At 70.6% G+C, this 19,730-nt stretch carries 15 protein-coding genes; 5 read left to right on the top strand and 10 right to left on the bottom strand.

Annotation, left to right across the window (positions count from 1 at the left end; genetic code table 11):
* Window positions 1-9 precede the first annotated feature (9 nt).
* Window positions 10-849, top strand: a complete 840-nt coding sequence (locus AB0H84_RS36370) for a haloalkane dehalogenase (RefSeq protein ID WP_357614760.1) — start codon at window positions 10-12, stop codon at window positions 847-849.
* 21 nt (window positions 850-870) lie between these two features.
* Here AB0H84_RS36370 and AB0H84_RS36365 read toward each other — a convergent pair whose 3' ends face one another.
* On the bottom strand, window positions 871-2,391 hold the full coding sequence (locus AB0H84_RS36365) for a hypothetical protein (RefSeq protein WP_357614757.1): 1,521 nt from the start codon (window positions 2,389-2,391) through the stop codon (window positions 871-873).
* A 266-nt stretch (window positions 2,392-2,657) separates the two neighbouring features.
* On the opposite strand from AB0H84_RS36365, the gene AB0H84_RS36360 reads away from it, so the two are divergent.
* From AB0H84_RS36360 to AB0H84_RS36350, 3 genes are all read left to right on the top strand, one after another.
* Window positions 2,658-3,782 (top strand): PP2C family protein-serine/threonine phosphatase, encoded by a 1,125-nt coding sequence (locus AB0H84_RS36360; RefSeq protein WP_357614754.1) that lies wholly within the window; start codon window positions 2,658-2,660, stop codon window positions 3,780-3,782.
* A gap of 57 nt (window positions 3,783-3,839) precedes the next feature.
* Window positions 3,840-5,003 carry a histidinol-phosphate transaminase gene (locus AB0H84_RS36355; RefSeq protein ID WP_357614751.1) on the top strand — a complete coding sequence of 388 codons (1,164 nt, stop codon included), beginning with the start codon at window positions 3,840-3,842 and terminating at the stop codon, window positions 5,001-5,003.
* A gap of 113 nt (window positions 5,004-5,116) precedes the next feature.
* Window positions 5,117-7,423, top strand: a complete 2,307-nt coding sequence (locus AB0H84_RS36350) for an excinuclease ABC subunit UvrA (RefSeq protein WP_357614748.1) — start codon at window positions 5,117-5,119, stop codon at window positions 7,421-7,423.
* 390 nt (window positions 7,424-7,813) lie between these two features.
* Here AB0H84_RS36350 and AB0H84_RS36345 read toward each other — a convergent pair whose 3' ends face one another.
* Both AB0H84_RS36345 and AB0H84_RS36340 read right to left on the bottom strand, forming a co-directional pair.
* Entirely contained in the window at window positions 7,814-8,683 is an 870-nt protein-coding gene (locus AB0H84_RS36345; protein WP_357614745.1) for a hypothetical protein, read from the bottom strand.
* 33 nt (window positions 8,684-8,716) lie between these two features.
* A complete protein-coding gene (locus tag AB0H84_RS36340) occupies window positions 8,717-9,610 on the bottom strand; it encodes an LD-carboxypeptidase (protein WP_357614743.1) in 894 nt (297 codons plus the stop codon).
* An 82-nt stretch (window positions 9,611-9,692) separates the two neighbouring features.
* Between AB0H84_RS36340 and AB0H84_RS36335 the strand changes: the two genes are divergently transcribed.
* Window positions 9,693-10,577: a sulfotransferase gene (locus tag AB0H84_RS36335; RefSeq protein WP_357614740.1), complete on the top strand. Its 885-nt coding sequence runs from the start codon at window positions 9,693-9,695 to the stop codon at window positions 10,575-10,577.
* Here the strand turns inward: AB0H84_RS36335 and AB0H84_RS36330 are convergent.
* From AB0H84_RS36330 to AB0H84_RS36300, 7 genes are all read right to left on the bottom strand, one after another.
* The gene (locus AB0H84_RS36330; protein WP_357614737.1) at window positions 10,549-12,432 is read right to left on the bottom strand and encodes an ABC transporter ATP-binding protein; all 1,884 of its coding nucleotides are present in this window, start codon (window positions 12,430-12,432) and stop codon (window positions 10,549-10,551) included. The two genes, AB0H84_RS36335 and AB0H84_RS36330, sit on opposite strands and share 29 nt — an antisense overlap.
* A 213-nt stretch (window positions 12,433-12,645) precedes the next feature.
* Complete coding sequence (locus AB0H84_RS36325) at window positions 12,646-13,461, bottom strand: enoyl-CoA hydratase/isomerase family protein (RefSeq protein WP_357614734.1); 816 nt, start codon at window positions 13,459-13,461, stop codon at window positions 12,646-12,648.
* 150 nt (window positions 13,462-13,611) lie between these two features.
* Window positions 13,612-13,827, bottom strand: a complete 216-nt coding sequence (locus AB0H84_RS36320; protein WP_020547488.1) for a helix-turn-helix domain-containing protein — start codon at window positions 13,825-13,827, stop codon at window positions 13,612-13,614.
* Window positions 13,828-13,940: 113 nt separating this feature from the next.
* Window positions 13,941-15,539: an ABC-F family ATP-binding cassette domain-containing protein gene (locus AB0H84_RS36315; protein ID WP_357614731.1), complete on the bottom strand. Its 1,599-nt coding sequence runs from the start codon at window positions 15,537-15,539 to the stop codon at window positions 13,941-13,943.
* 114 nt (window positions 15,540-15,653) lie between these two features.
* Window positions 15,654-18,236, bottom strand: coding sequence for a Tat pathway signal sequence domain protein (locus AB0H84_RS36310; RefSeq protein WP_357614728.1), 2,583 nt, complete (start codon window positions 18,234-18,236; stop codon window positions 15,654-15,656).
* Window positions 18,233-18,856: a rhamnogalacturonan acetylesterase gene (locus AB0H84_RS36305; protein WP_357614726.1), complete on the bottom strand. Its 624-nt coding sequence runs from the start codon at window positions 18,854-18,856 to the stop codon at window positions 18,233-18,235. Before AB0H84_RS36305 ends, AB0H84_RS36310 begins: the two co-directional genes overlap by 4 nt.
* Complete coding sequence (locus AB0H84_RS36300; RefSeq protein ID WP_357614723.1) at window positions 18,853-19,728, bottom strand: carbohydrate ABC transporter permease; 876 nt, start codon at window positions 19,726-19,728, stop codon at window positions 18,853-18,855. The genes AB0H84_RS36305 and AB0H84_RS36300 overlap by 4 nt, the downstream gene beginning before the upstream one ends.
* Between the last annotated feature and the right edge of the window lie 2 nt (window positions 19,729-19,730).

Genomic DNA, 19,730 nt, shown 5'->3' with positions numbered 1-19,730 from the left:
AGGTCTGCCATGCCAACCGCGCACATTCTCGACTCGACGATGTTCTATCGGGAGCTCGGGACGGGGACACCGATGGTCTTCCTGCACGGAAACCCGCACTCGTCCTATTTGTGGCATCCCATCATGGCCGCGGTCGGCGACCCCGGGCGACGCCTCGCACCCGACCTGATCGGAATGGGGGACTCCGGGAAGCCCGACATCGACTACACCTTCAGCGATCATGCCCGCTATCTGGATGCCTGGTTCGACGCCCTGGACCTCGATGACGTCGTCCTGATCGGGCACGACTGGGGCGGCGCGCTCGCCTTCGACTGGGCCGCCCGCCACCCCGGGCGCGTGCGCGGCATCGCGTTCACCGAGACGATCGTGAAGCCGATGTCCTGGGAGGAGTTCCCCGAAGCCGGACGGGAGCTCTTCAAGGCGATCAAGACGGAGGGCGCCGGCGAGGCCATCCTCCTGGACGACAACCTGTTCGTCGAAGGGAGCGGCCTCCCCGAGGAGGATCTCGCCGTCTACCGCAAGTCGTTCCCCACCCGGGACAGCCGGCTGCCGATCCTGCAATGGGCGCGGTCGATGCCGCTCGGCGGCGAGCCGGCCGACGTCGTCGCCATCGTCGAGGCGTACGACAGGTGGCTGGCGGCCAGCACCGACGTGCCCAAGCTGTTGATCGCGTTCGAGCCCGGCCACGGCGCCATGATGGGCCCCGAGATGGTCGAGTGGTGCGCCGGCAACATGGCCGCTCTCGAGATCGAGAAGCACGGCGTCGCCGGCCACACCACTCCGGCGGAGCAGCCTGAGGCGATCGCCACGGCGATCACCGGCTGGATGGGCCGGCACGGGCTGCGCTGAGGCGGCACGTGCGGGAGCCGTTCACCTGGGGCCTCTCAGCACCCCCGCCTGGGCCAGCCCCGCCGTCAGCTCCGTGCGGGCGCGCTCGGTGAGGGCGTCGAGGGCGTGGGGATCGTCGGCCGCCAGCCGGGAGACGGGCGCGACCTGGTACGGGCGGAGCCGGAACGACCGCCCCGACCGCAGGCTGACCGCGAACGTCCCCGGCCCGTCCCCGTCGGGCCCGTCCCCTGCCTGCACCACCTCCGCACACGGATCCCACGCGGGAGCCGGCCCGCCCCCTCCGCGCTCCTGTCCTGGCGCGGCCTCCCGGGCGGCCACGGAGCAGGCGGCCAGCCGCCCGGCCGGCAGCCCGGGGAGCCGGGCCAGCCAGCTCCTGATCATGGCCGCGACCTCGTACGCCCGCATGGTGTCCGGCGCGTCGAACTCGATCCACCTGGCCAGGTCGTCCCCCGGATGCGGCGGGAAGCGCACGCTCTGCCCGGCCCACTCCGTGCGGATCGCCATCCGGTACGGCCGCAGCCCGGCGAGCCGGACCCCGCCCGCGCCCGCCGCCAGCAGCTCCACGGACTCGCCGACGACGCCCGCGTCCATGCCGGGCGCCCCGAGCACCAGCTCGCACGTCACCGGCACGCCGGGCGGGATCCCGGCCAGCAGCCGCCGCAGGTCGACGGTCACGCCGTTCAGCCCGGTCACGGCGGCCAGGAAGTCGATCCGCGTCACGATGATCGTCAGGCCGCGGCAGCGGGCCAGCACCTCCTCGGGGAACGCGGCCACCCCCACCGCGTCCAGCCACCCGGCCCACGGCCCGCTCGCGGGAGGGGGACACGCCCCGGTCACCCAGCGCACACGCTTCCCCGGCTGGGTGTCCGGGGCGTCGCACAGGCGCGCCCTCTCGACGGGCGCGACATCCGGACCGTCCCACGGGCGCGCCGGCGCGGCGTCGTTCCACAAGGGGCGGATGACCCGCGCAGGCGACCACGTCAGCAGCTCGGCACCGGCCAGCGCGGGCACGCGCCGCAGCGCCGCGCCCTGCTCGGCCACCAGCCGCCCGCACAATGTCACCCGTCCCGCTCCCAGGGCGCCCACCAGCGCGAACGCCGCGGGAAGCTGCCGGGCGTCGTCCACCACGACGTGCGCCCGCCGCCCCCTGGCCACGTCCACGGCCAGCTCCACCTCGGGGCGGAACAGCTCGCACCGCCCGGCCGCGCCGAGCACGTCCCCGCTGCTCTGCGTGCTCCCCTCGGCCAGCTCCAGGTCGTCGATGCTGAGCCGCACGGCGGGGTCGGCGGCCAGCCGCAGCGCCGCGCCCACCGCTCTCAGGTGGGCGTCGTCGAACGCCTTGCGCTCCAGGACGGCAGCCGCCGCCCGCTCGAGCAGCGCGGCCAGCGGCCCGCCGTCGAGCCGCTCAGCGGCGGCCTTGAGCCGGGACGGGTCGGCGAGGCGTTCGACGACCTGTTCGTTGAGGTCGAGCACCTCGACCCCGGAAGGCGGCAGGACCGCCGTGGTGAAGTCGGTGAGCGGCGGTACGACGATCAGGTCCATCAGCGGCCCTCCCCCGAGGCACGGACAACGGAATTGGCATCCGGCCCGCTTCAACTTCAAATGCTGACAAGACAATTTTTGCATGTCAATAAGATTGCGGATGCAGAATAAAAGAGCGAGACAATGTCATTCACTGTCCGCATTCATCCACTATCGTCCCAGTACAGAGCTATAGAGAGGCAATCACCTCGACGCATTTCCCCTTTCTTCCGGCCGCCCGGAAAACCGGGCCGTTACGCTTTTCTTCGAGAGGGGATGAAGGACTCGTGACGGAAGGCGGGAGGCGCGAGGGCCCTTATCTCCCGACGCCCGTTTTCGTCGGCGGGCTCGTCGTCACCACCGCGATGGTGGCCGCGCTGGACACCCTCACGGGCACGGCGGTGCGGCTGTTCCCGCTGCTGATCTTCCTGCCCGCGATCGTCGCCGGGCTGGGCACGGTCCGGCAGACGGTCCTGGCGTCGACGTGGGTGACGCTGGCGGTGGGCGGGCTCGGCGCCTACCTGGGCGCGGAGCTGGACGACGATGCCCTGGCGGTCGGGTTCACCGCCCTGTTCGGCGTGCTGGCCGTGCTCGGCTGCCGCTACCGCGTGCGGCGCGAGGAGGAGGTGCGCCGGCTGCGTTCGGCGGCCTCCGCCCTGCAGCGGCTGATCGTGCGCCCGCTGCCGCTGCGCACCGCCGACGTGGTCGTCGACGGCCTCTACCAGCCGGTGGAGGAGGAGCCGATGGTGGGCGGCGACATGTACGAGGTGGCCGTCTCCCAGCACGGCACCCGCGTGCTCATCGCCGACGTGCAGGGCAAGGGGCTGCCCGCGATCGGGACCGCGCTGGCGGTGCTGGGGTCGTTCAGGGAGGCCGCGTACCGCGAGGAGACCCTGACCGGCGTCGTGGAAGCGCTGGAGAAGGCCGTGGTCAGGCAGAACACGTTCGCCGCGACCACCGGGGAGCCGGAGCGCCTGGTCACCGCCCTCGTGCTCGACATCGGCGCGGGGCTGGGCGTCGAAGCGGTCAACTGCGGACACATCGCCCCCTACATGATCCACTACGGCGCCGCGCGGCAGGTGTGCCTCGGGGATCCCTCCGTGCCGCTCGGCGTGGCGGCGCTGACCACGGAGCCGCGGACGAGCGCGCGGTTCGCGTTCCCGCCGGGCGCGACGCTGGTGCTGTGCACCGACGGCGTCACCGAGGCCCGCGACCCGGAAGGCGCCTTCTACCCCCTCCCCGAGCGCCTGCGCGCGTGGGCGGCCGACCCGCCCGACAGCCTCGCCCATGAGCTGGGCGCCGATGTGCGCGCCTTCACCAGGACGGACCCGCGCGACGACATCGCGATCGTCACCTTGCGCCGGCGGCCGGCGCGGGGCGACAGGCGGCGGCGCGCCCGCACACCATCATGAACCGGCTACTCCGACGGCGCGTACCTACACACATCGGACATGGTCCATGGAGGTGTCGTGGAGCTCAGCCTGTTGCGGGCACAGGCGCACAGCCCGTCGTTCTTTTCGCTGATGCGCGCCTCGTCGGGAGAGCGCGCGCCGGTCGACTTCTGCGTTCCGTGCAACCCGTACTTCCCGACCCCGGAGATCTTCGATCATCTCGGGAGGAATCTGGAGACGATCCTCAAGTTCTACCCGAGCGACGCGGGCACGATCACCGAGGAGCTCTGCGCCACGCTGGGGCTCCACCCCAAGACGGTCGCCATGGGCAACGGATCGACCGAGCTGATCACCTGGATCGACCACCTGCTGGTGCGCGAGAGCCTGGCGGTGCCCATCCCCACCTTCGGCCGCTGGGCCGACCAGCCGCTGGAGACGGGCAAACGGGTGGACATGTACCCGTTGATGGAGAGGCGCAACTTCGCGCTGGACGTGAGCGACTACGTGTCGTTCATCCGCATGCGCGGCTCCCGGGTGGCGGTGATCTGCAACCCCAACAACCCCGACGGGGGCTACCTGCCCAGGCACGAGGTCCTGCGCCTGCTCGACGAGCTGATCGACCTGGATCTGGTGATCGTGGACGAGTCGTTCGGCGACTTCGTGGACGCCGAGCCGTACCCGGGGCTGGCGGCGGAGGCTGCGGTCCGGCCGAACGTGATCGTGCTGCGCAGCCTGGGCAAGAACTTCGGCCTGCACGGCATCCGCTTCGGCTACCTGGTCGCGAACCCGGCACTGGCCGCCCGGGTGCGCGACGCGCTGCCCAAATGGAACCTGAACTCGTTCGCCGAGGTCGTGGTGTTCATGATGCGGGAGTTCATGGCCGAGTACCAGGACAGCCTCCGGCGGGTGGGCTATGACAGGCGGGCGATGTTCAAGCAGCTCAGCACCATGCCGGGGCTGTCGGTGTTCGCCTCGCAGGGCAACTTCCTGCTGATCAAGCTGCCGCCCGGGCACGACGGGGTGCCGCTGCGCGACCACCTGCTCAGCGAGCACGGCGTGTACGTCCGCGAGTGCGGCAACAAGCTGGGCACGACGAGCCAGTTCATCCGCCTGGTCGTGCGGCCGCAGGACGACGTGCGGCGGCTGCTCATCGGCATGACGCAGTACCTGTACTCGGGCAGCCTCCACGAGGTCCCCGTGATCGGGCTGCACCACCGGCATGTCAATCCGCTGTCGGCCTAGAAGCCGTATAGCGTACGGTACGATGTACGGAACCCATGGAATGTCGGTGCCGCGCTGTAGGCTGTCCCGGCTTTCCCCCGTACGGCAAGAACATCAGACGATGGAAGGGTTCCGTGGCCGTCTCCAGCCGCCAGGCCAGCACCGCTCAGCACCGTGACCACAGCGCCGCCGACAGCCACGACCTCATCCAGGTCCGCGGCGCCAGGGAGAACAACCTCAAGGGCGTCTCCCTCGACATCCCCAAGCGCCGCCTCAGCGTCTTCACCGGGGTGTCCGGCTCCGGCAAGTCCTCGCTCGTCTTCGACACGATCGCCGCGGAGTCGCGCCGGCTGATCGACGAGACGTACACCGCGTTCATCCAGTCGTTCATGCCGAGCCTGGCCCGTCCCGACGTGGACGCGCTGCACAACCTCAGCGCGGCGATCATCGTCGACCAGGAGCGGATGGGCGCCAACCCCCGCTCGACGGTGGGCACCGCCACCGACGCCCACACGATGCTGCGGCTGCTGTTCAGCCGGATCGGCGAGCCCTACGTCGGCCCCGCCTACGCCTTCAGCTTCAACCGGGCCGAGGGCATGTGCCCGCAGTGCGAGGGGCTGGGCAAGGCGTCGGAGATCGACGTGGACGCGCTCGTCGACAGGGAGCTGTCGCTCAACGAGGGAGCGATCAAGGTCCCCGGCTTCCCGGTGGACAGCTGGCAGTGGCAGGTCCTGGCCCACTCCGGCCTGTACGACCCCGCCGTCAAGCTGAAGGACTTCACCCCCGAGCAGTGGGCGGACTTCCTGCACAAGCCGCCGGTCAAGCTCAAGTACGGCACCAACAACTTCACCTACGAGGGGCTGGCCAGCAAGGTCAGGCGGACCTACCTCGGCAAGGACCTGGAGTCGATGCAGCCGGGGGCGCGGGCGTTCGCCGAGCGCGCGATCAAGCTGACCGTCTGCCCCTCCTGCGGCGGCTCCCGGATCAACGAGGCCGCCCGCTCGGCCAGGATCGACGGGCTCAACATCGCCGAGTGCGCGGCCATGCAGATCAGTGACCTGTCCGCCTTCATCCGCGGCATCGGCAACGCGGCGGTCGGCCCGGTGCTGGACGGGCTGCACTCGACACTCGACTCGCTGGTGGAGATCGGTCTCGGCTACCTGAGCCTGGACCGTGAGTCCGGCACGCTGTCCGGCGGCGAGGCGCAGCGGGTGAAGATGGTGCGGCACCTCAACTCCAGCCTCACCGACGTCACCTACGTCTTCGACGAGCCGACGGCCGGGCTGCACCCGCACGACATCCAGCGGATGAACACCCTGCTGCTCCAACTCCGCGACAAGGGCAACACGGTGCTCGTGGTCGAGCACAAGCCGGAGCTGATCGAGATAGCCGACCACGTGGTCGACCTAGGCCCGGGTGCGGGCACGGCCGGCGGGAGCATCTGCTACGCGGGCGACCTCGACGGGCTGCGCGCCTCCGACACGCTCACCGGCCGCTATCTCGACCACCGGGTACGCCTGCGGGACCGCTTCCGCGAGCCGTCCGGGCACCTGTCGATCAAGGGCGCCACCCTGCACAACCTGCGCGACGTGAGCGTGGACATCCCGCTCGGCGTGCTCACCGTGGTCACCGGCGTGGCCGGGTCGGGCAAGAGCTCGCTGATCCACGGCTACGTCGCGGGCCGCGAGGGCGTGGTCATGGCCGACCAGTCACCGATCCGCGGCTCGCGCAGGAGCAACCCGGCCACCTACACCGGGCTGCTCGACCCGGTCCGCGCGGCGTTCGCCAAGGCCAACGGGGTCAAGCCGGGCCTGTTCAGCGCCAACTCCGAGGGCGCCTGCCCGGCGTGCAAGGGCATCGGCCTGATCTACACGGATCTGGCGATGATGGCCGGGGTGGCGTCGGTGTGCGAGGAGTGCGAGGGCAAGCGGTTCACGCCGAAGGTGCTGACGTACACGCTGCGCGGCAAGAACATCAGCGAGGTGCTCGCCATGCCGGTGGCCGAGGCCCGCGAGTTCTTCACCGAGCGGCAGGTCCGCACGATCCTCGACCGCATGGCCGCGGTCGGCCTCGGCTACCTGGGCCTGGGGCAGCCGCTCACCACGCTGTCGGGCGGCGAGCGGCAGCGGCTCAAGCTCGCCATCCACATGGCCAAGAACGGCACCACGTACGTGCTGGACGAGCCCACCACGGGCCTGCACCTGGCGGACGTGGACCAGCTCCTGGCGCTGCTCGACCGCCTGGTGGACGACGGCAACACGGTCATCGTGATCGAGCACCACCAGGCCGTCATGGCCCACGCCGACTGGATCATCGACCTGGGGCCGGGAGCCGGTCACGACGGCGGTCAGGTGGTCTTCTCCGGCACCCCCGGCGAGCTGGTCGCCACCGGCACCTCGCTCACGGCGATCCACCTGCGCGACTACGTGGCCAAGCCCTGACCCCGTCCGGTCTCGCGTGCGGGATCCCGCACGCGAGACCGGAACCGCGTCCCCGCCTGCGCCACGCGGCTCCCGAGCGCAAGACCGGAACCGCACCCTGCCCGCACGCCGGACCGCCGCTCGACCCGCCCTGGCCACCGCTCCACGGCCCGTCCCGCCGCTCGATCCGACCTGGCCACCGCTCCACTCACGCGGCGCCGGGCGCCGGGACAGGGCGAGCTCGATCCTCCTGGCCAGACGCGACGGCCGGGCTCACCCGCCGGACGACCACCGGACGAAGACAAAGGTGCGCGCCGCGCGCTCACGACGACGCCGAGGCGACCCGGCGCGAGGCGGCAGCCGAGGCGACCCGGCGCGAGGCCGCCGCCGAGGACCGCGGGGCGGGCGGTTTCAGACGGCCAGGCGGGCCAGGACGCGGGCGAACTCCGGTGGGGGCGCCACCACGAGCCGGGTCTGGCCGTCCTGAGCGACGATGTCGGCCCTGATGTGCGTCAGCCGCTGCTCGTGCCACCAGTACACCTGGGAGCTGAGCCCGTCCGTACGTGCCGCGTGCACCCGCAGCCGCTCGATCGCCCGTACCACCCCGATCCCGTCCACCGGGTGCACGAGCAGTGTGTACGGATCGGGCAGCACCACGAGCACCCCGTCCGAGGGAACGGGCAGGTACTCGCCGAGCCACCGCAGATGGGTGGCGGCCGACGGCGTCATGGCGGTCAGCCGGGTCACCGGCGTGCCCGACAGCTCGATGGACTCGACCTCCAGCCGCTCCTCGCGCCGGACGTTCGCGACGGCCAGCTCGAGCGCCTGGGCGGTGGGCAGGGGCCAGCACCCGGCCTGCTCGGGCCGCACGGCGCGCGAGCCCACGAAGAGCAGCTCCACCAGGTCGGCGTTGAGGTGGCGGCCCACCACGCGGGTCAGGTCGGCCACCTCGTCCACGGCCTCCACGCGGGTCCGGACCAGCGATCCGGCCTGCTCCAGGTCGCAGACGTCAAGCCGCTCCCCCGCGGTGGCCACGGCGTGCGCCAGGTGCTCGGAGACCAGCATGGGCCAGTCCTCCCTGGCCCTGCGCCCGGCCTCACGGCGCAGCCCCGTGAGCCTGACCATCAGCTCCATGTCGCCACGAAGCGTCACGGAGCCGCCGTCAGAGGCGAACTCGAAGGAGTATCCGAGGGACTCGGCGACGAGCGCGAGCAGCGAGTCGAGATCGACGTCCTCGACCGGCCGGCGTGAGGGCTCTCGGTGTCGCCTGAACAAGCTCACGCGCCATGTCCCTTTCTGTCGGATTCGTCCCTTCTACCTTGCCTGCTCCCCATCACCGACAATGGCAGCTAGGGAGCACGATTCGGTATCGATAGCCCCAAGTCTCCCAAGCCACACGCTCATCTGCGGTGACCCGTGCCCCACCGGCAGCCCCGCCAGCACGGGGACCCCGAGCCCGCGGAGCCGGTCTTCGAGCACCGGGTACGGGTCGCCGCAGTCGACCCACGAGCCGAGCGCGATCCCCCGCACGCCGTCGAGCGCCCCGGCCTGCAGGAGCTGGGTGAGCATCCGGTCGATCCGGTACGGCTCCTCCCCGATGTCCTCCAGGAACGCGAGCTTGCCCGCGAACGACGGCTGCCACTTCGTGCCGCACATCGAGGTCAGCAGCGACAGGTTCCCCCCGGCCAGCACGCCCTCGGCCCGCCCCTGGACCAGCGCCCGCTCGCCCTGGACCGTCTCGGGCGTGCCGAACAGCGCCGCCTGCAGGCTCCGCCAGCTGCGCGGCTCGGGCCCCTCCTCGGCGGCCAGGATGTCGCAGGCCGCCATCGGCCCGTGCAGCGTGGAGACGCCCAGCTCGGCGGCGAACGCGTTGTGCAGCGCCGTGATGTCGCTCGACCCGAGGAGCACCTTGGGCCCGGCCGCCCGCATGGCGTCCCAGTCGAGCAGGTCCAGGAGCCGGGCGGCGCCGTACCCGCCCCGGCAGCAGAACACCGCGGAGACGGCCGGGTCGCACCAGGCGCCCTGCAGGTCGGCGGCCCTGGCGGCGTCGTCGCCCGCCAGGTAGTCGAGCCGCTGGCGGTCGAGCGCGTGCGCGCCGACCACGACCTTCAGCCCGAGGCCCTCCAGGCGCTCGACGCCGCGCCTGAGCAGCGCCGCGTTGGGCGGGCCCGACGGCGAGACGACCGCGACGGTGTCACCGGGTCGCATCGATCAACTCCTCGATTGGCTCGTTCGCGTGGAAACGATTGGCTCATCCACGTGGAAAACGGTGTCACACTTGTGCTCCAGTATGCGACTTCCGCCCCACATACTCGTCGTCAACGGCATCAAGGTCCGCCGGCCTGTCTTCCTGGTCGGAGCGCCGCACTCCGGCACGGACCTGCTCGCCCGCGCACTGAAACGATCTCCTGGCTTCCACGTGACGATGGGTCGCGCGAGCGTGGCGCACGTGGTGTACGCCTTCGCCCGCAAGCCCTCCATCGGCCAGACCTCCGGCGCCGTACGCGTCATGCGCGACGCGCTCGCCGAGTCGTGGCAGGTGCTGCCCGGATCCTGCGGATGGTGCGCCGAGTCGTGCAGGGACGCGGGCGGCGTCACCGGCACCGGCCCCTGCGTGTCCACGGGCGAGATCACCAGGTTCGGCGACGGCAGCCCCGACCTGCTCTACAGCGCTCCCGTGCTGCTCCAGGCCTTCCCCGACGCGCGGTTCGTGCAGCTCATCCGCGACGGCAGGGACGTGGTGGCCGGCATGCTCGCCGATCCGGCGTGCCTGGCCTGGTTCAAGCCGGCGATGCTGTCGGAGGAGACCGAGTTCCCCAACGCGTTCCTCGGCCTCAACAAGGACGAGCACCTCGACCGGTGGAAGGAGATGCCGGCGGCGGGCAAGAGCGCGCTGCGCTGGCGCAGCGCCGTCCGCCTGAGCGCCGAGCTGCGCAGGACGCTGCCCGAGGAGCAGCTCCTGACGCTGCGCTACGAGGACCTGCTCCAGAAGCCGGCGCAGTCGGTGGCCACGCTGGCGGAGTTCGTGGAGACGCGGGTGTCCAAGGTCGTCCTGTACGACACCGCCGTCCCCAAGGTCGGCGTCTGGCGCACCAAGCTCAGATCGGCCGACCTGGAGCTCGTGGAGAAGGTGGCCAGGGAGGAGCTCAAGCGGCTGGGCTACCTGAGGACGTGAACTGGGTGCGGTAGAGCTCGGCGTACAGGCCGCCGCGGGCCAGCAGCTCCTCGTGGCGCCCCCGCTCGGCGATGCGGCCCTCGTGGATCACGAGGATCTCGTCGGCCTCCCTGATCGTGGAGAGCCGGTGCGCGATCACCAGCGACGTGCGGCCCTCCAGCGCGGTCTTCAGCGCCACCTGCACGGCCGCCTCCGACTCCGAGTCGAGGTGGGCGGTGGCCTCGTCGAGCACGACCACGCGGGGCGCCTTGAGCAGCAGCCTGGCCAGCGCGAGGCGCTGTTTCTCGCCCCCGGACAGCCGGTAGCCGCGGTCGCCGACGACCGTCTCGAGCTGGTCGGGCAGCCCCTCGACGAGGTCACCGATCTGCGCGGCCCTGAGAGCCTCCCAGATCTCCTCGTCGCTCGCCCCCGGCCTGGCGTAGCGGAGGTTGGCTCCGATCGTGTCATGGAAGAGATGAGCGTCCTGCATGACCACTCCGACGGTGTCGCGCAGGGAGGCGAGGGTGGCGTCGCGCACGTCGAGCCCGTTGATCCGGACCGCGCCCTCGTTGACGTCGTACAGGCGGGACACCAGTGACGTGATGGTCGTCTTGCCCGCGCCCGAGTGGCCGACCAGGGCGACGAGCCGCCCCGGCTCCGCGGTGAACGAGATGCCCTTGAGCACGGGGTAGGACGGGCCGGTGTCCTGTCTGGCCACCGACTCCAGCGAGGCCAGCGAGACCTCCTCGGCGGCCGGGTAGCGGAAGCGCACGTCGTCGAATTCGATGGTCACGGGACCGTCGGGCACGGCGCTCGCGCCGGGCTTCTCCGCCACCATGGGCTTGAGGTCGAGGATCTCGAAGACCCGGTCGAAGCTGACCAGGGCGGTCATCACGTCGATGTGCACGTTGGACAGGGACGTGAGCGGGCCGTACAGGCGCATCAGGAGCGCGGCCAGGGCCACCAGCGTGCCCAGCTCGAAGACGCCGGAGACCGACAGCACGCCCCCGATGCCGTACACGAGGGCGGTGGCGAGCGCGGCGACGAGCCCGAGCGCGACCCTGAACACCGTGCCGTACATGCCGACCGTCACGCCCACGTCGCGCACCCTGGCGGCCCGGTGGCCGAACACCTCGGCGTCGTCCTCCGGGCGGCCGTAGAGCTTGGCGACCATCGCGCCGGCCACGTTGAACCGCTCGGTGGTGACCGAGCTCATCTCGGCGTCGAGCTGCATCTGCTCGCGGGTCAGCGCCGACATGCGCCGCCCGACGAACTTGGCGGGCACGATGAAGATCGGCAGCAGCACCAGCGCGACCAGCGTCACCTGCCACGACAGCGCCAGCATCGCGCCCAGCACGAGCACCAGGCTGACCACGTTGGAGACCACGGACGACAAGGTGCTCGTCAGCGCCCGCTGCGCGCCGATCACGTCGGTGTTGAGCCTGCTGACCAGCGCGCCGGTCTGGGCCCGCATGAAGAACGCCACCGGCATGCGCTGCACGTGGTCGAAGACCTCGGTGCGCAGGTCGTAGATCAGGCCCTCGCCGATGCGCGCGGAGAACCACCGCTGCACCAGCGTCAGCCCGGCGTCCACGAGCGCCAGCGCGCCGATCGTCACGGCCAGGGCGACCACGACGCCCGGCCGCCTGGCCAGGATGCCGTCGTCGATGATCGCCTTCATCAGCAGCGGGTTGGCGATCACGATCACCGCGCCGGCCACGACGAGCAGCAGGAACGCGGCGATGTGCCTGCGGTACGGCCTGGCGTAGCGCACGATGCGGCGGACCGTGCCCGGTCGCAGCCGCTGCTTGGCCAGCGAGTCGTCGCGCCGCAGGGACGCCATGTGGGGACCGAAGCCCCCTCCTATCATCGTCATGTGGGGGATCCTCCTCCCCCGGATTCAGCGTCGCCGTCGCGCCTGGCGATTCCCGAGTCCGCTCACCGCGAAACGCCCGGCTCTCCGGAGCTGCGCTCAGGCCCATGCCGTCGCCCCTCATCAGGCCGCACTCGTCGAGCCCGGATCCGCCCGTCTCCTGACCCGCGAGGGACGGAGGCACGACGGCGGCGAGCCGGGACACCGCCGAGCGGGTCAGCCGAACAGCGCCTTGATGCGGGCCGCCTGTTCGAGCCCCTCGGCAACGCTCTGCTCCTCCAGGGTGCGGCGCCGCGCCCCCTGGAGGAGTCGCTTCGTCGCGACCGCCGCATCCCGGTTCACGGCAAGCAGCTGCGCGACCTTGTCTCGTACCGCTTGATCCAGGTCGCCCCCGGCGACCACTTGCTCGGCGAGGCCGATGCGCATGGCCTCGTCGGCGTGCACGGTCCTGGCGGTCAGGCAGATGTCGATCGCCTTGGCCAGGCCAACCAGCTCGACCAGGGGCTTGGTCCCCGTCAGGTCGGGCACCAGGCCCAGTGCGGGCTCCTTCATGCAGAAGGAGACATCGTCGGCCACGATCCGCAGGTCACAGGAGAGCGCGAGCTGGAACCCCGCACCGATCGCGTGCCCCTGCACTGCGGCGATGGAAACGATCTCCGGGCGGCGCAGCCACAGGAATCCCGCCTGTGCCTGCCGGATGCGCTGCTCGAAGGTTGCGTCGTCGCTCTTGGCCGCCGAGCTGAACGAGCCCTGTCCGGGCACCCCCTCAGATGTGAACATTCGCAGGTCGATCCCTGCCGAGAAGGACGGTCCCTCACCTTTCACGACGACTACGCGCACCTGCTCGGGCAGGCTCTCGCCGATCCGAGCCAGCGCCGACCATGTCGCGAACGTCTGAGCGTTGCGCTTTTCCGGCCGGTCCAGCGTGATCGTCGCTATCTCACCGTCCACCTCGAAGCGGACTCCGCCCTCCGTCAGAACGGAGACCTCGTCCGCATACCCCCCACGCTGCCGCGCCTGCGCTTCCGCCATCGCCCGCTCCCTTCAGTCCTGGTCGCGCAAGGAGTGCGCGCCCAGTGGGCTGACCGTCGCGCCCGAGCCTACAGAATGTCGTTCTGGCCCGGGCGCGACGGATGGCTGACTAGGGACGGGCGGCTGCGGTCGCACGTTCCGAGGCGGCCGTCAGCGCTTGGACTTGCCTCGGGTCGCCCCGCCGCGCCCGCGCAGAGTCACGCCGGACTCGCTCAGGATGCGGTGGATGAACCCGTAAGACCGACCGGTAGAAGCGGCCAGGGCGCGAATGCTCTCGCCCGCGGCGTAGCGCTTCTTGAGATCGCCGGCCAGTTTTTCCCGGTCGGCCCCGGTGACCCGGGTGCCCTTCTTCAGTGTCTCGGCCACGAGTACCTCCTGTAGTGCCGGACTTCCGCAGCGTTACTCCGCCATGATCAGTCATTTCAGCGGGATCGGCTACCTACTCCACGGGAAAAGATCCGTACCCACTCAAATTAAGATCAGGCAAGTGCCACAAGATCGGAAAATTCGTCGCTCCATGCGTCTTCAGTTCCGTCAGGTAGCAAGATCACCCTATCCGGTGACAGGGCGTCAACGGCACCCTCGTCATGTGTGACTAGGACGATTGCTCCTGAATACGACCTCAGAGCATTGAGAACCTGCTCGCGGCTGACCGGATCGAGGTTGTTCGTGGGCTCGTCGAGAAGGAGGACATTGGCGCTCGAGAGCACCAGGATCGCCAGCGCCAGCCGGGTCTTCTCGCCACCCGACAGCACCCCCGCGGGCTTGTCGACGTCGTCGCCCGTGAAGAGGAACGAGCCGAGCACCTTGCGCAGCTCGGTGTCGGTGAACTGGCCGCCGGCCGACTGCATGTTCTCCAGCAGGGTGCGGCCCGGGTCCAGGGTCTCGTGCTCCTGGGCGTAGTAGCCGATCTTGAGCCCGTGGCCGGGACGGATGTCGCCCGTGTCGGGCTGCTCGATGCCGCCGAGAATGCGCAGCAGCGTGGTCTTGCCGGCGCCGTTCAGGCCCAGGATGACGACCCGGTGACCTCGGTCGATGGCCACGCTGACGTCGGTGAAGACCTCCAGCGAGCCGTACGACTTGGACAGCCCCTCGGCCGTGAGCGGGGTGCGCCCGCACGGCTGCGGTTCGGGGAAGCGCAGCCGGGCCACTTTGTCGCTTTGACGCTCTTCCTCGGTGCCCGCCAGCAGCCGGTGCGCACGCCGCATCATGTCCTGGGCGGCCTTGGCCTTGGTGGCCTTGGCCCGCATCTTGTCGGCCTGCGCGAGCAGCGCACCCGCCTGTTTCTCGGCGTTGGCGCGCTCGCGCTTCCTGCGCTTCTCGTCGGTCTCGCGCTGGGCGAGGTACGCCTTCCAGCCGACGTTGTAGTGATCGATCACCGAGCGGTTGGCGTCGAGGTGCAGGACCTTGTTGACCGTCGCTTCAAGAAGACCGACGTCGTGGCTGATGATCACCAACCCACCTTGATGGGATCGCAAAAAATCACGAAGCCACCCGATTGAGTCGGCATCTAGGTGGTTTGTCGGCTCGTCTAGAAGGAGAGTTTCCGCCCCGCTGAAAAGAATTCGCGCCAATTCCACGCGCCGGCGCTGACCCCCGGAAAGCGTCCGCAACGGCTGCGACAGCACGCGGTCCGGAAGTCCGAGGCTGGAGGCGATGGAGGCCGCCTCGGACTCGGCCGCGTATCCGCCCAGGACGTGCATCTGGTCCTCGAGCCTGCCGTACTGCCTGACCGCCTTCTCGCGGGTGCGTTCGTCGGCGGAGGACATGCCGAGCTCGGCCTGGCGCAGCTTGCGCAGCACCTCGTCCAGGCCGCGCGCCGACAGGATACGGTCGCGGGCGAGCACTTCCAGGTCACCCGTGCGCGGGTCCTGGGGGAGGTAGCCCACGCTGCCGGTGGTGGTGACGGTGCCGGCGGCGGGCAGGCCCTCGCCCGCCAGCACCTTGGTGAGGGTCGTCTTCCCGGCGCCGTTGCGGCCGACGAGCCCGATCTTGTCGCCCGGGTTGACCCGGAACGAGGCCTTCTCAATGAGCAGCCGCGCGCCCGCGCGCAGCTCGATGTCACTAGCGATGATCATATTGGCGGAACACTCCCGAGCTAGGAAAACGGAGGATTGGGCGTGCGACGCCAGATCAATCGGGAGTATGCATAAGCATCAGTGTAGGGCCCCGGCCGGGGGCCCCACCTCTGGTTAACGCCCCGCCAGGTGCTCGCCGATCAGGGCCAGGTTGTGGATGGCGGCCAGGCCGTACTGGCTGGCGTCGTTCGTGCTCACGAACGGCGCCTCCCGCACGGGAGAGAGCACGTGCGGCCCGTCCACCGTGGTCAGGTGCCAGTCCTTCTGCCGTTGCAGCCCGTTGCGGTTGAGCTGGTCACCCTCGTCCACGGAGAACTTCCGCCACGCCCAGGCCGCCAGTTCGGCGTCGCCGGTGCGGGCGGCCGCGTACGCGGTGAGCCTGCTGTGCGCCTGGATCAGCGAGATCCCGCTCAGCCGCTCCCCCACCTCGGCCTCCTGCTGCTCGGGCGTGGCCAGGTAGAGCCGGCAGTACCGCAGCCACGCCTGCTCGAAGCCGGGCACGCCCAGGTCGAGCGCGATCAGCTCCGCGCACATCTCCGGCAGCCCGAACAGCGACGACAGGTGCGAGACGGAGATCTGGTCGCGCGAGGTGTCGAACCGTCCGGTCGCCAGGTCAAGCCGGGCCTCGCCGGTCAGGAAGCCGTGCGGCAGCGCCCCGATGTCGGCCATCGTGCCCAGCAGCCGGTCCCTGGCCCGCTCGTCGCCGTGCCGCTCCCAGCGCGTCAGCCACGCGGCGGCCAGCGACCCCCAGTCGGTCCCGAGACCGACCGACAGCGCCGACGGGTCCGGGGTGTAGACGTCCTCGCGCACCTTGCGCGTGGGGTCGATGACCACGAACGTCTCCTCGGGCGTGCTCAGCTCGTCCAGCAGGTCGCCCGTGCGCTCGTCGGCCGTCAGGTAGTAGTAGAAGCGCCGGTAGGCGGCGTTGGAGATGCGCAGCTGCTTGCAGCTGCACCCCCAGTGCTGCACGTTGTGCCTGGTGCCCAGGCCCTTCCACCTGCCGGCGTGGTAGACGTCGACCTCGCCGGTGTGGCGGGTCATCGACTCGGCGAAGCGGAAGACGTCCGACCGTCCCGTGCGCAGGTACTGCAGCCACAGCCACAGGTCGGGCGAGAGCTCGGAGTTGTCCCAGGCGTAGCCGCCCACGTCGTAGCGCCAGGTGTGGCGGTCCGGGTCGTAGGTGTGCATCACGTCGCCGTAGTCCCAGAAGCCGTACCACCTGCGCTGCTCGCGCTCGCGCACGTACAGGTCGAACAGGAAGTCCAGGCGCTCCTCGATCTCGGCGTGCGCGGGCGTGGAGCGGTCGGGCAGCTCCCACACGCCGAACACGCCGGCCTCGCGCATCCGTGACGGGCTGACGGCCAGCAGCCCCGGCTGGTTCATCGCGGCCGCGTGCTCGGCGAGGGCCTGCGACGCCGGCGTGGCCTCGTGGGCGCGCAGGGTCAGCTCGTGCGTGCGCGCCACGCCGTGGGCGTCGCCGAAGCCGGGCTCGTAGTCCTCGTACGTGATCTCCAGGCCCTCGAGCTGCTCGGCGAACGTGTCCTGGCCCATGCCGTCGTGGTAGAAGCGCAGATCCATGGCCGGCGCTGACGGCGACCACATCCAGACCGTCACGGTGGCCAGGTCGGTGGCCGCGTTCCTGATGTCGAGGCGGGTGGGGTGCAGGCGCCAGAAGTCGCGCAGCCCGAAGCCGAGGCCGCCGCTGACGCCGCCGACGTAGCCGTACCCGGCCGAGCGGGTGCCCGCGGGGATCGTCACCCAGGCGTGGCCCGGCGCGGTGCGCTTGCGCAGCGTGAAGCCGTCGGCGGAGCCCTGGTCGAGCGTGTAGTCGTTCCAGGCGGGGATGAGGTGCAGGCGGCCGGCGACGTCGGGGGCGATCTCGCCGGCCGGCCGGCCCTCGACCTGGGCCCGGCGCGCGGGCTCGCCGGGGTCGCGGCGCAGCCCGGTCAGGCCGCGCACGGCCTCGGTGAGGAAGCCGCCGCTGCCGGCCAGGCGTACGTGCCGGTCGTGGAGCTCGTCACGCATGACCACGTCGGCGCGGAGCCCGAGCCCGGCCAGGAAGTCGCGCTCGGCGTCGCCGTCCCAGACGAACGTGTGCATGATCCGCACCTGTTCGGCGCCCGCGTGGAAGTACAGCCGCACGGTGAACGGCAGCCAGTCTCCGTGCCTGCCCTCCAGCCGGACCACGGCCCGCAGCGGCCCGTCCTGCTCGACCGTGACCGCGGCGACCTGCCCGGTGGTCTCCGAGCGGGCGACCGGACCGCCCTCGTCGGGCGTGGGCTCGCTCTGGCGGAGGCTGACCAGGCGGACGTCCCTGGCGATCTCGCGGCTCCCGCGCGAGATCGAGCGGGCCAGCGTGCCTCCGGACTCCTCGATCGTCCAGGTGACCACGCCGGTGCTCACGGTCAGCAGGCCCTTTCCGCGGACGACGGTGACGGGCGTAACCGTCGCGGCGGGCTCGCGTCCCGGCTCGATCCGGTACGAGTACGCGGCCGGCTGCGCGCCGATCGCGTGGGCCGACCACTTGACCGAGCCGTCCGGCCAGGTGGCGGTCACCCAGCTCTGCACGGGCACCTCGCGCCCGTCCGCGTCGGCCAGCGCGAACGGCGTGCCACGTTCGACCGTGCCGCGCGGCCACGGAACGCCCCACGTCACCCCCTGCTCTCCCGGTCGGTCCAGCCAGCGAAGAGCAGTCATGCCCATATCTCCTTCAGTCGCTCGGCGACGATCGCGGCCACCTCGTCGGCCCCGCGGAAGCTGAAGTGGGTGTCGTCGGCCACCCCGTCGGGGTGGAGCGGGTGCCGTCCCGGCGGGAGGTGCGTGAACAGCGCCTTGGAGCCGTCGGGGCCGAGCCGCTCGTACAGCTCGGTCGTGGCGGCGGTCAGGTCGATCAGCGGCACGCCCTCGGCGGCGGCCAGCGCGCGCACCCGGTCGGGATAGTCGCCGTGGGTGGGCGCCAGCCGCTCCCCCTCGAACCTGCGCCGCTGCACCGGCGTGCAGAGCACCGCCAGCGCCCCCGCCCCGCGCGCCTCCTCGACGAAGGCGCGCAGGTTCTCCTGGTACGGGATCGCGGGATCCTTCTGGTCGTTGTGCCCGAACTGGATCACGACCGTGTCCCCCGGCACGACCTCGAGCAGCAGCGCCGCCCACAGCCCCCCGGCCCGGTGGCTGGCCGTGGTGGCGCCGCCCTTGGCGAGGTTGCGCACGGGCGCGCCCACGTACGGGCCGAGCTGGGCTCCCCACCCGGACATGGGCGCCTCCCAGGCCGGGCACGAGGCGACCGTCGAGTCACCGGCCAGCAGGACGGCGCGGGTCACTCCTTGACGCCCCCGATCAGCACGCCCTTGGCGAAGTGCTTCTGCAGGAAGGGGTAGAACAGGAGGATCGGCAACGTCGCGATGACCACGACGGCGAACTTCAGACCTTCCACGGGGAAGAAGGCCGACTCCAGCGCCCCGATGGCGTTGGCCGCGTCAGGGCTGGTGAGCTGCCGCACCAGCACCTGCAGGGTCCACTTCTGGTTGTCGTTGATGTACAGCAGCGGGGACATGTAGTCGTTCCAGATGCCCACGGCGTAGAACAGCGAGAAGGTCGCGATGATCGGCTTGGAGAGCGGAAGCACGATCTTGAAGAAGACGCCCATCTCCGTGCAGCCGTCGATGCGCGCCGCCTCCTCCAGCGCCTGCGGCAGTTCCTGGAAGAACGACTTCACGATGATCAGATAGAACGGGTTGATCGCCAGCGGCAGGATCAACGCCCAGTAGCTGTTCAGCAATCCCAGGTCGCGCACCACCAGGTAGGTGGGGACGATGCCGCCACCGAAGACCAGTGTGAAGATGACCAGGTTCAGCACCAGGGTCCGGCCCGGCAGATACCGCTTGGCCAGCGGGTAGGCCATGGTGAACGTCAGCATCACCTGCAGCACGGTGCCCACCGCGGTCACGATGATCGTGGTGATCAGCGCCCGTAGCATCGTGTCGTTGGCGAAGATGTACTCGTAGGTGCTGGTGACGAACTTCTCCGGCCACAGGAAGAACGGCCGCGCCGAGATCTCGCCTTCGGTGGCGAACGACCCCGCGAGGACGTAGAACAGCGGCAGTACGGTGATCAGCGCCAGGCCGCCGAGCAGGACGACGTTGAGCGTGTCGAAGATCCGGCTGCCGAGTGACTCATTGTGCTTGACCGACATGA

It is taken from the genome of Nonomuraea sp. NPDC050786 (assembly GCF_040654115.1).
Taxonomy (GTDB): domain Bacteria; phylum Actinomycetota; class Actinomycetes; order Streptosporangiales; family Streptosporangiaceae; genus Nonomuraea.
The sequence above is the reverse complement of the archived record's forward strand: the minus strand, read 5'-3'. Positions and strand labels throughout refer to the sequence as shown.

Coding starts and splice junctions, on each gene's coding strand:
- AB0H84_RS36370 (WP_357614760.1), top strand. CDS start 10: ATGCCAACCGCGCACATTCTCGACTCGACGATGTTCTATCGGGAGCTC.
- AB0H84_RS36365 (WP_357614757.1), bottom strand. CDS start 2,391: ATGGACCTGATCGTCGTACCGCCGCTCACCGACTTCACCACGGCGGTC.
- AB0H84_RS36340 (WP_357614743.1), bottom strand. CDS start 9,610: ATGCGACCCGGTGACACCGTCGCGGTCGTCTCGCCGTCGGGCCCGCCC.
- AB0H84_RS36335 (WP_357614740.1), top strand. CDS start 9,693: ATGCGACTTCCGCCCCACATACTCGTCGTCAACGGCATCAAGGTCCGC.
- AB0H84_RS36330 (WP_357614737.1), bottom strand. CDS start 12,432: ATGACGATGATAGGAGGGGGCTTCGGTCCCCACATGGCGTCCCTGCGG.
- AB0H84_RS36325 (WP_357614734.1), bottom strand. CDS start 13,461: ATGGCGGAAGCGCAGGCGCGGCAGCGTGGGGGGTATGCGGACGAGGTC.
- AB0H84_RS36315 (WP_357614731.1), bottom strand. CDS start 15,539: ATGATCATCGCTAGTGACATCGAGCTGCGCGCGGGCGCGCGGCTGCTC.
- AB0H84_RS36310 (WP_357614728.1), bottom strand. CDS start 18,236: ATGACTGCTCTTCGCTGGCTGGACCGACCGGGAGAGCAGGGGGTGACG.
- AB0H84_RS36300 (WP_357614723.1), bottom strand. CDS start 19,728: ATGTCGGTCAAGCACAATGAGTCACTCGGCAGCCGGATCTTCGACACG.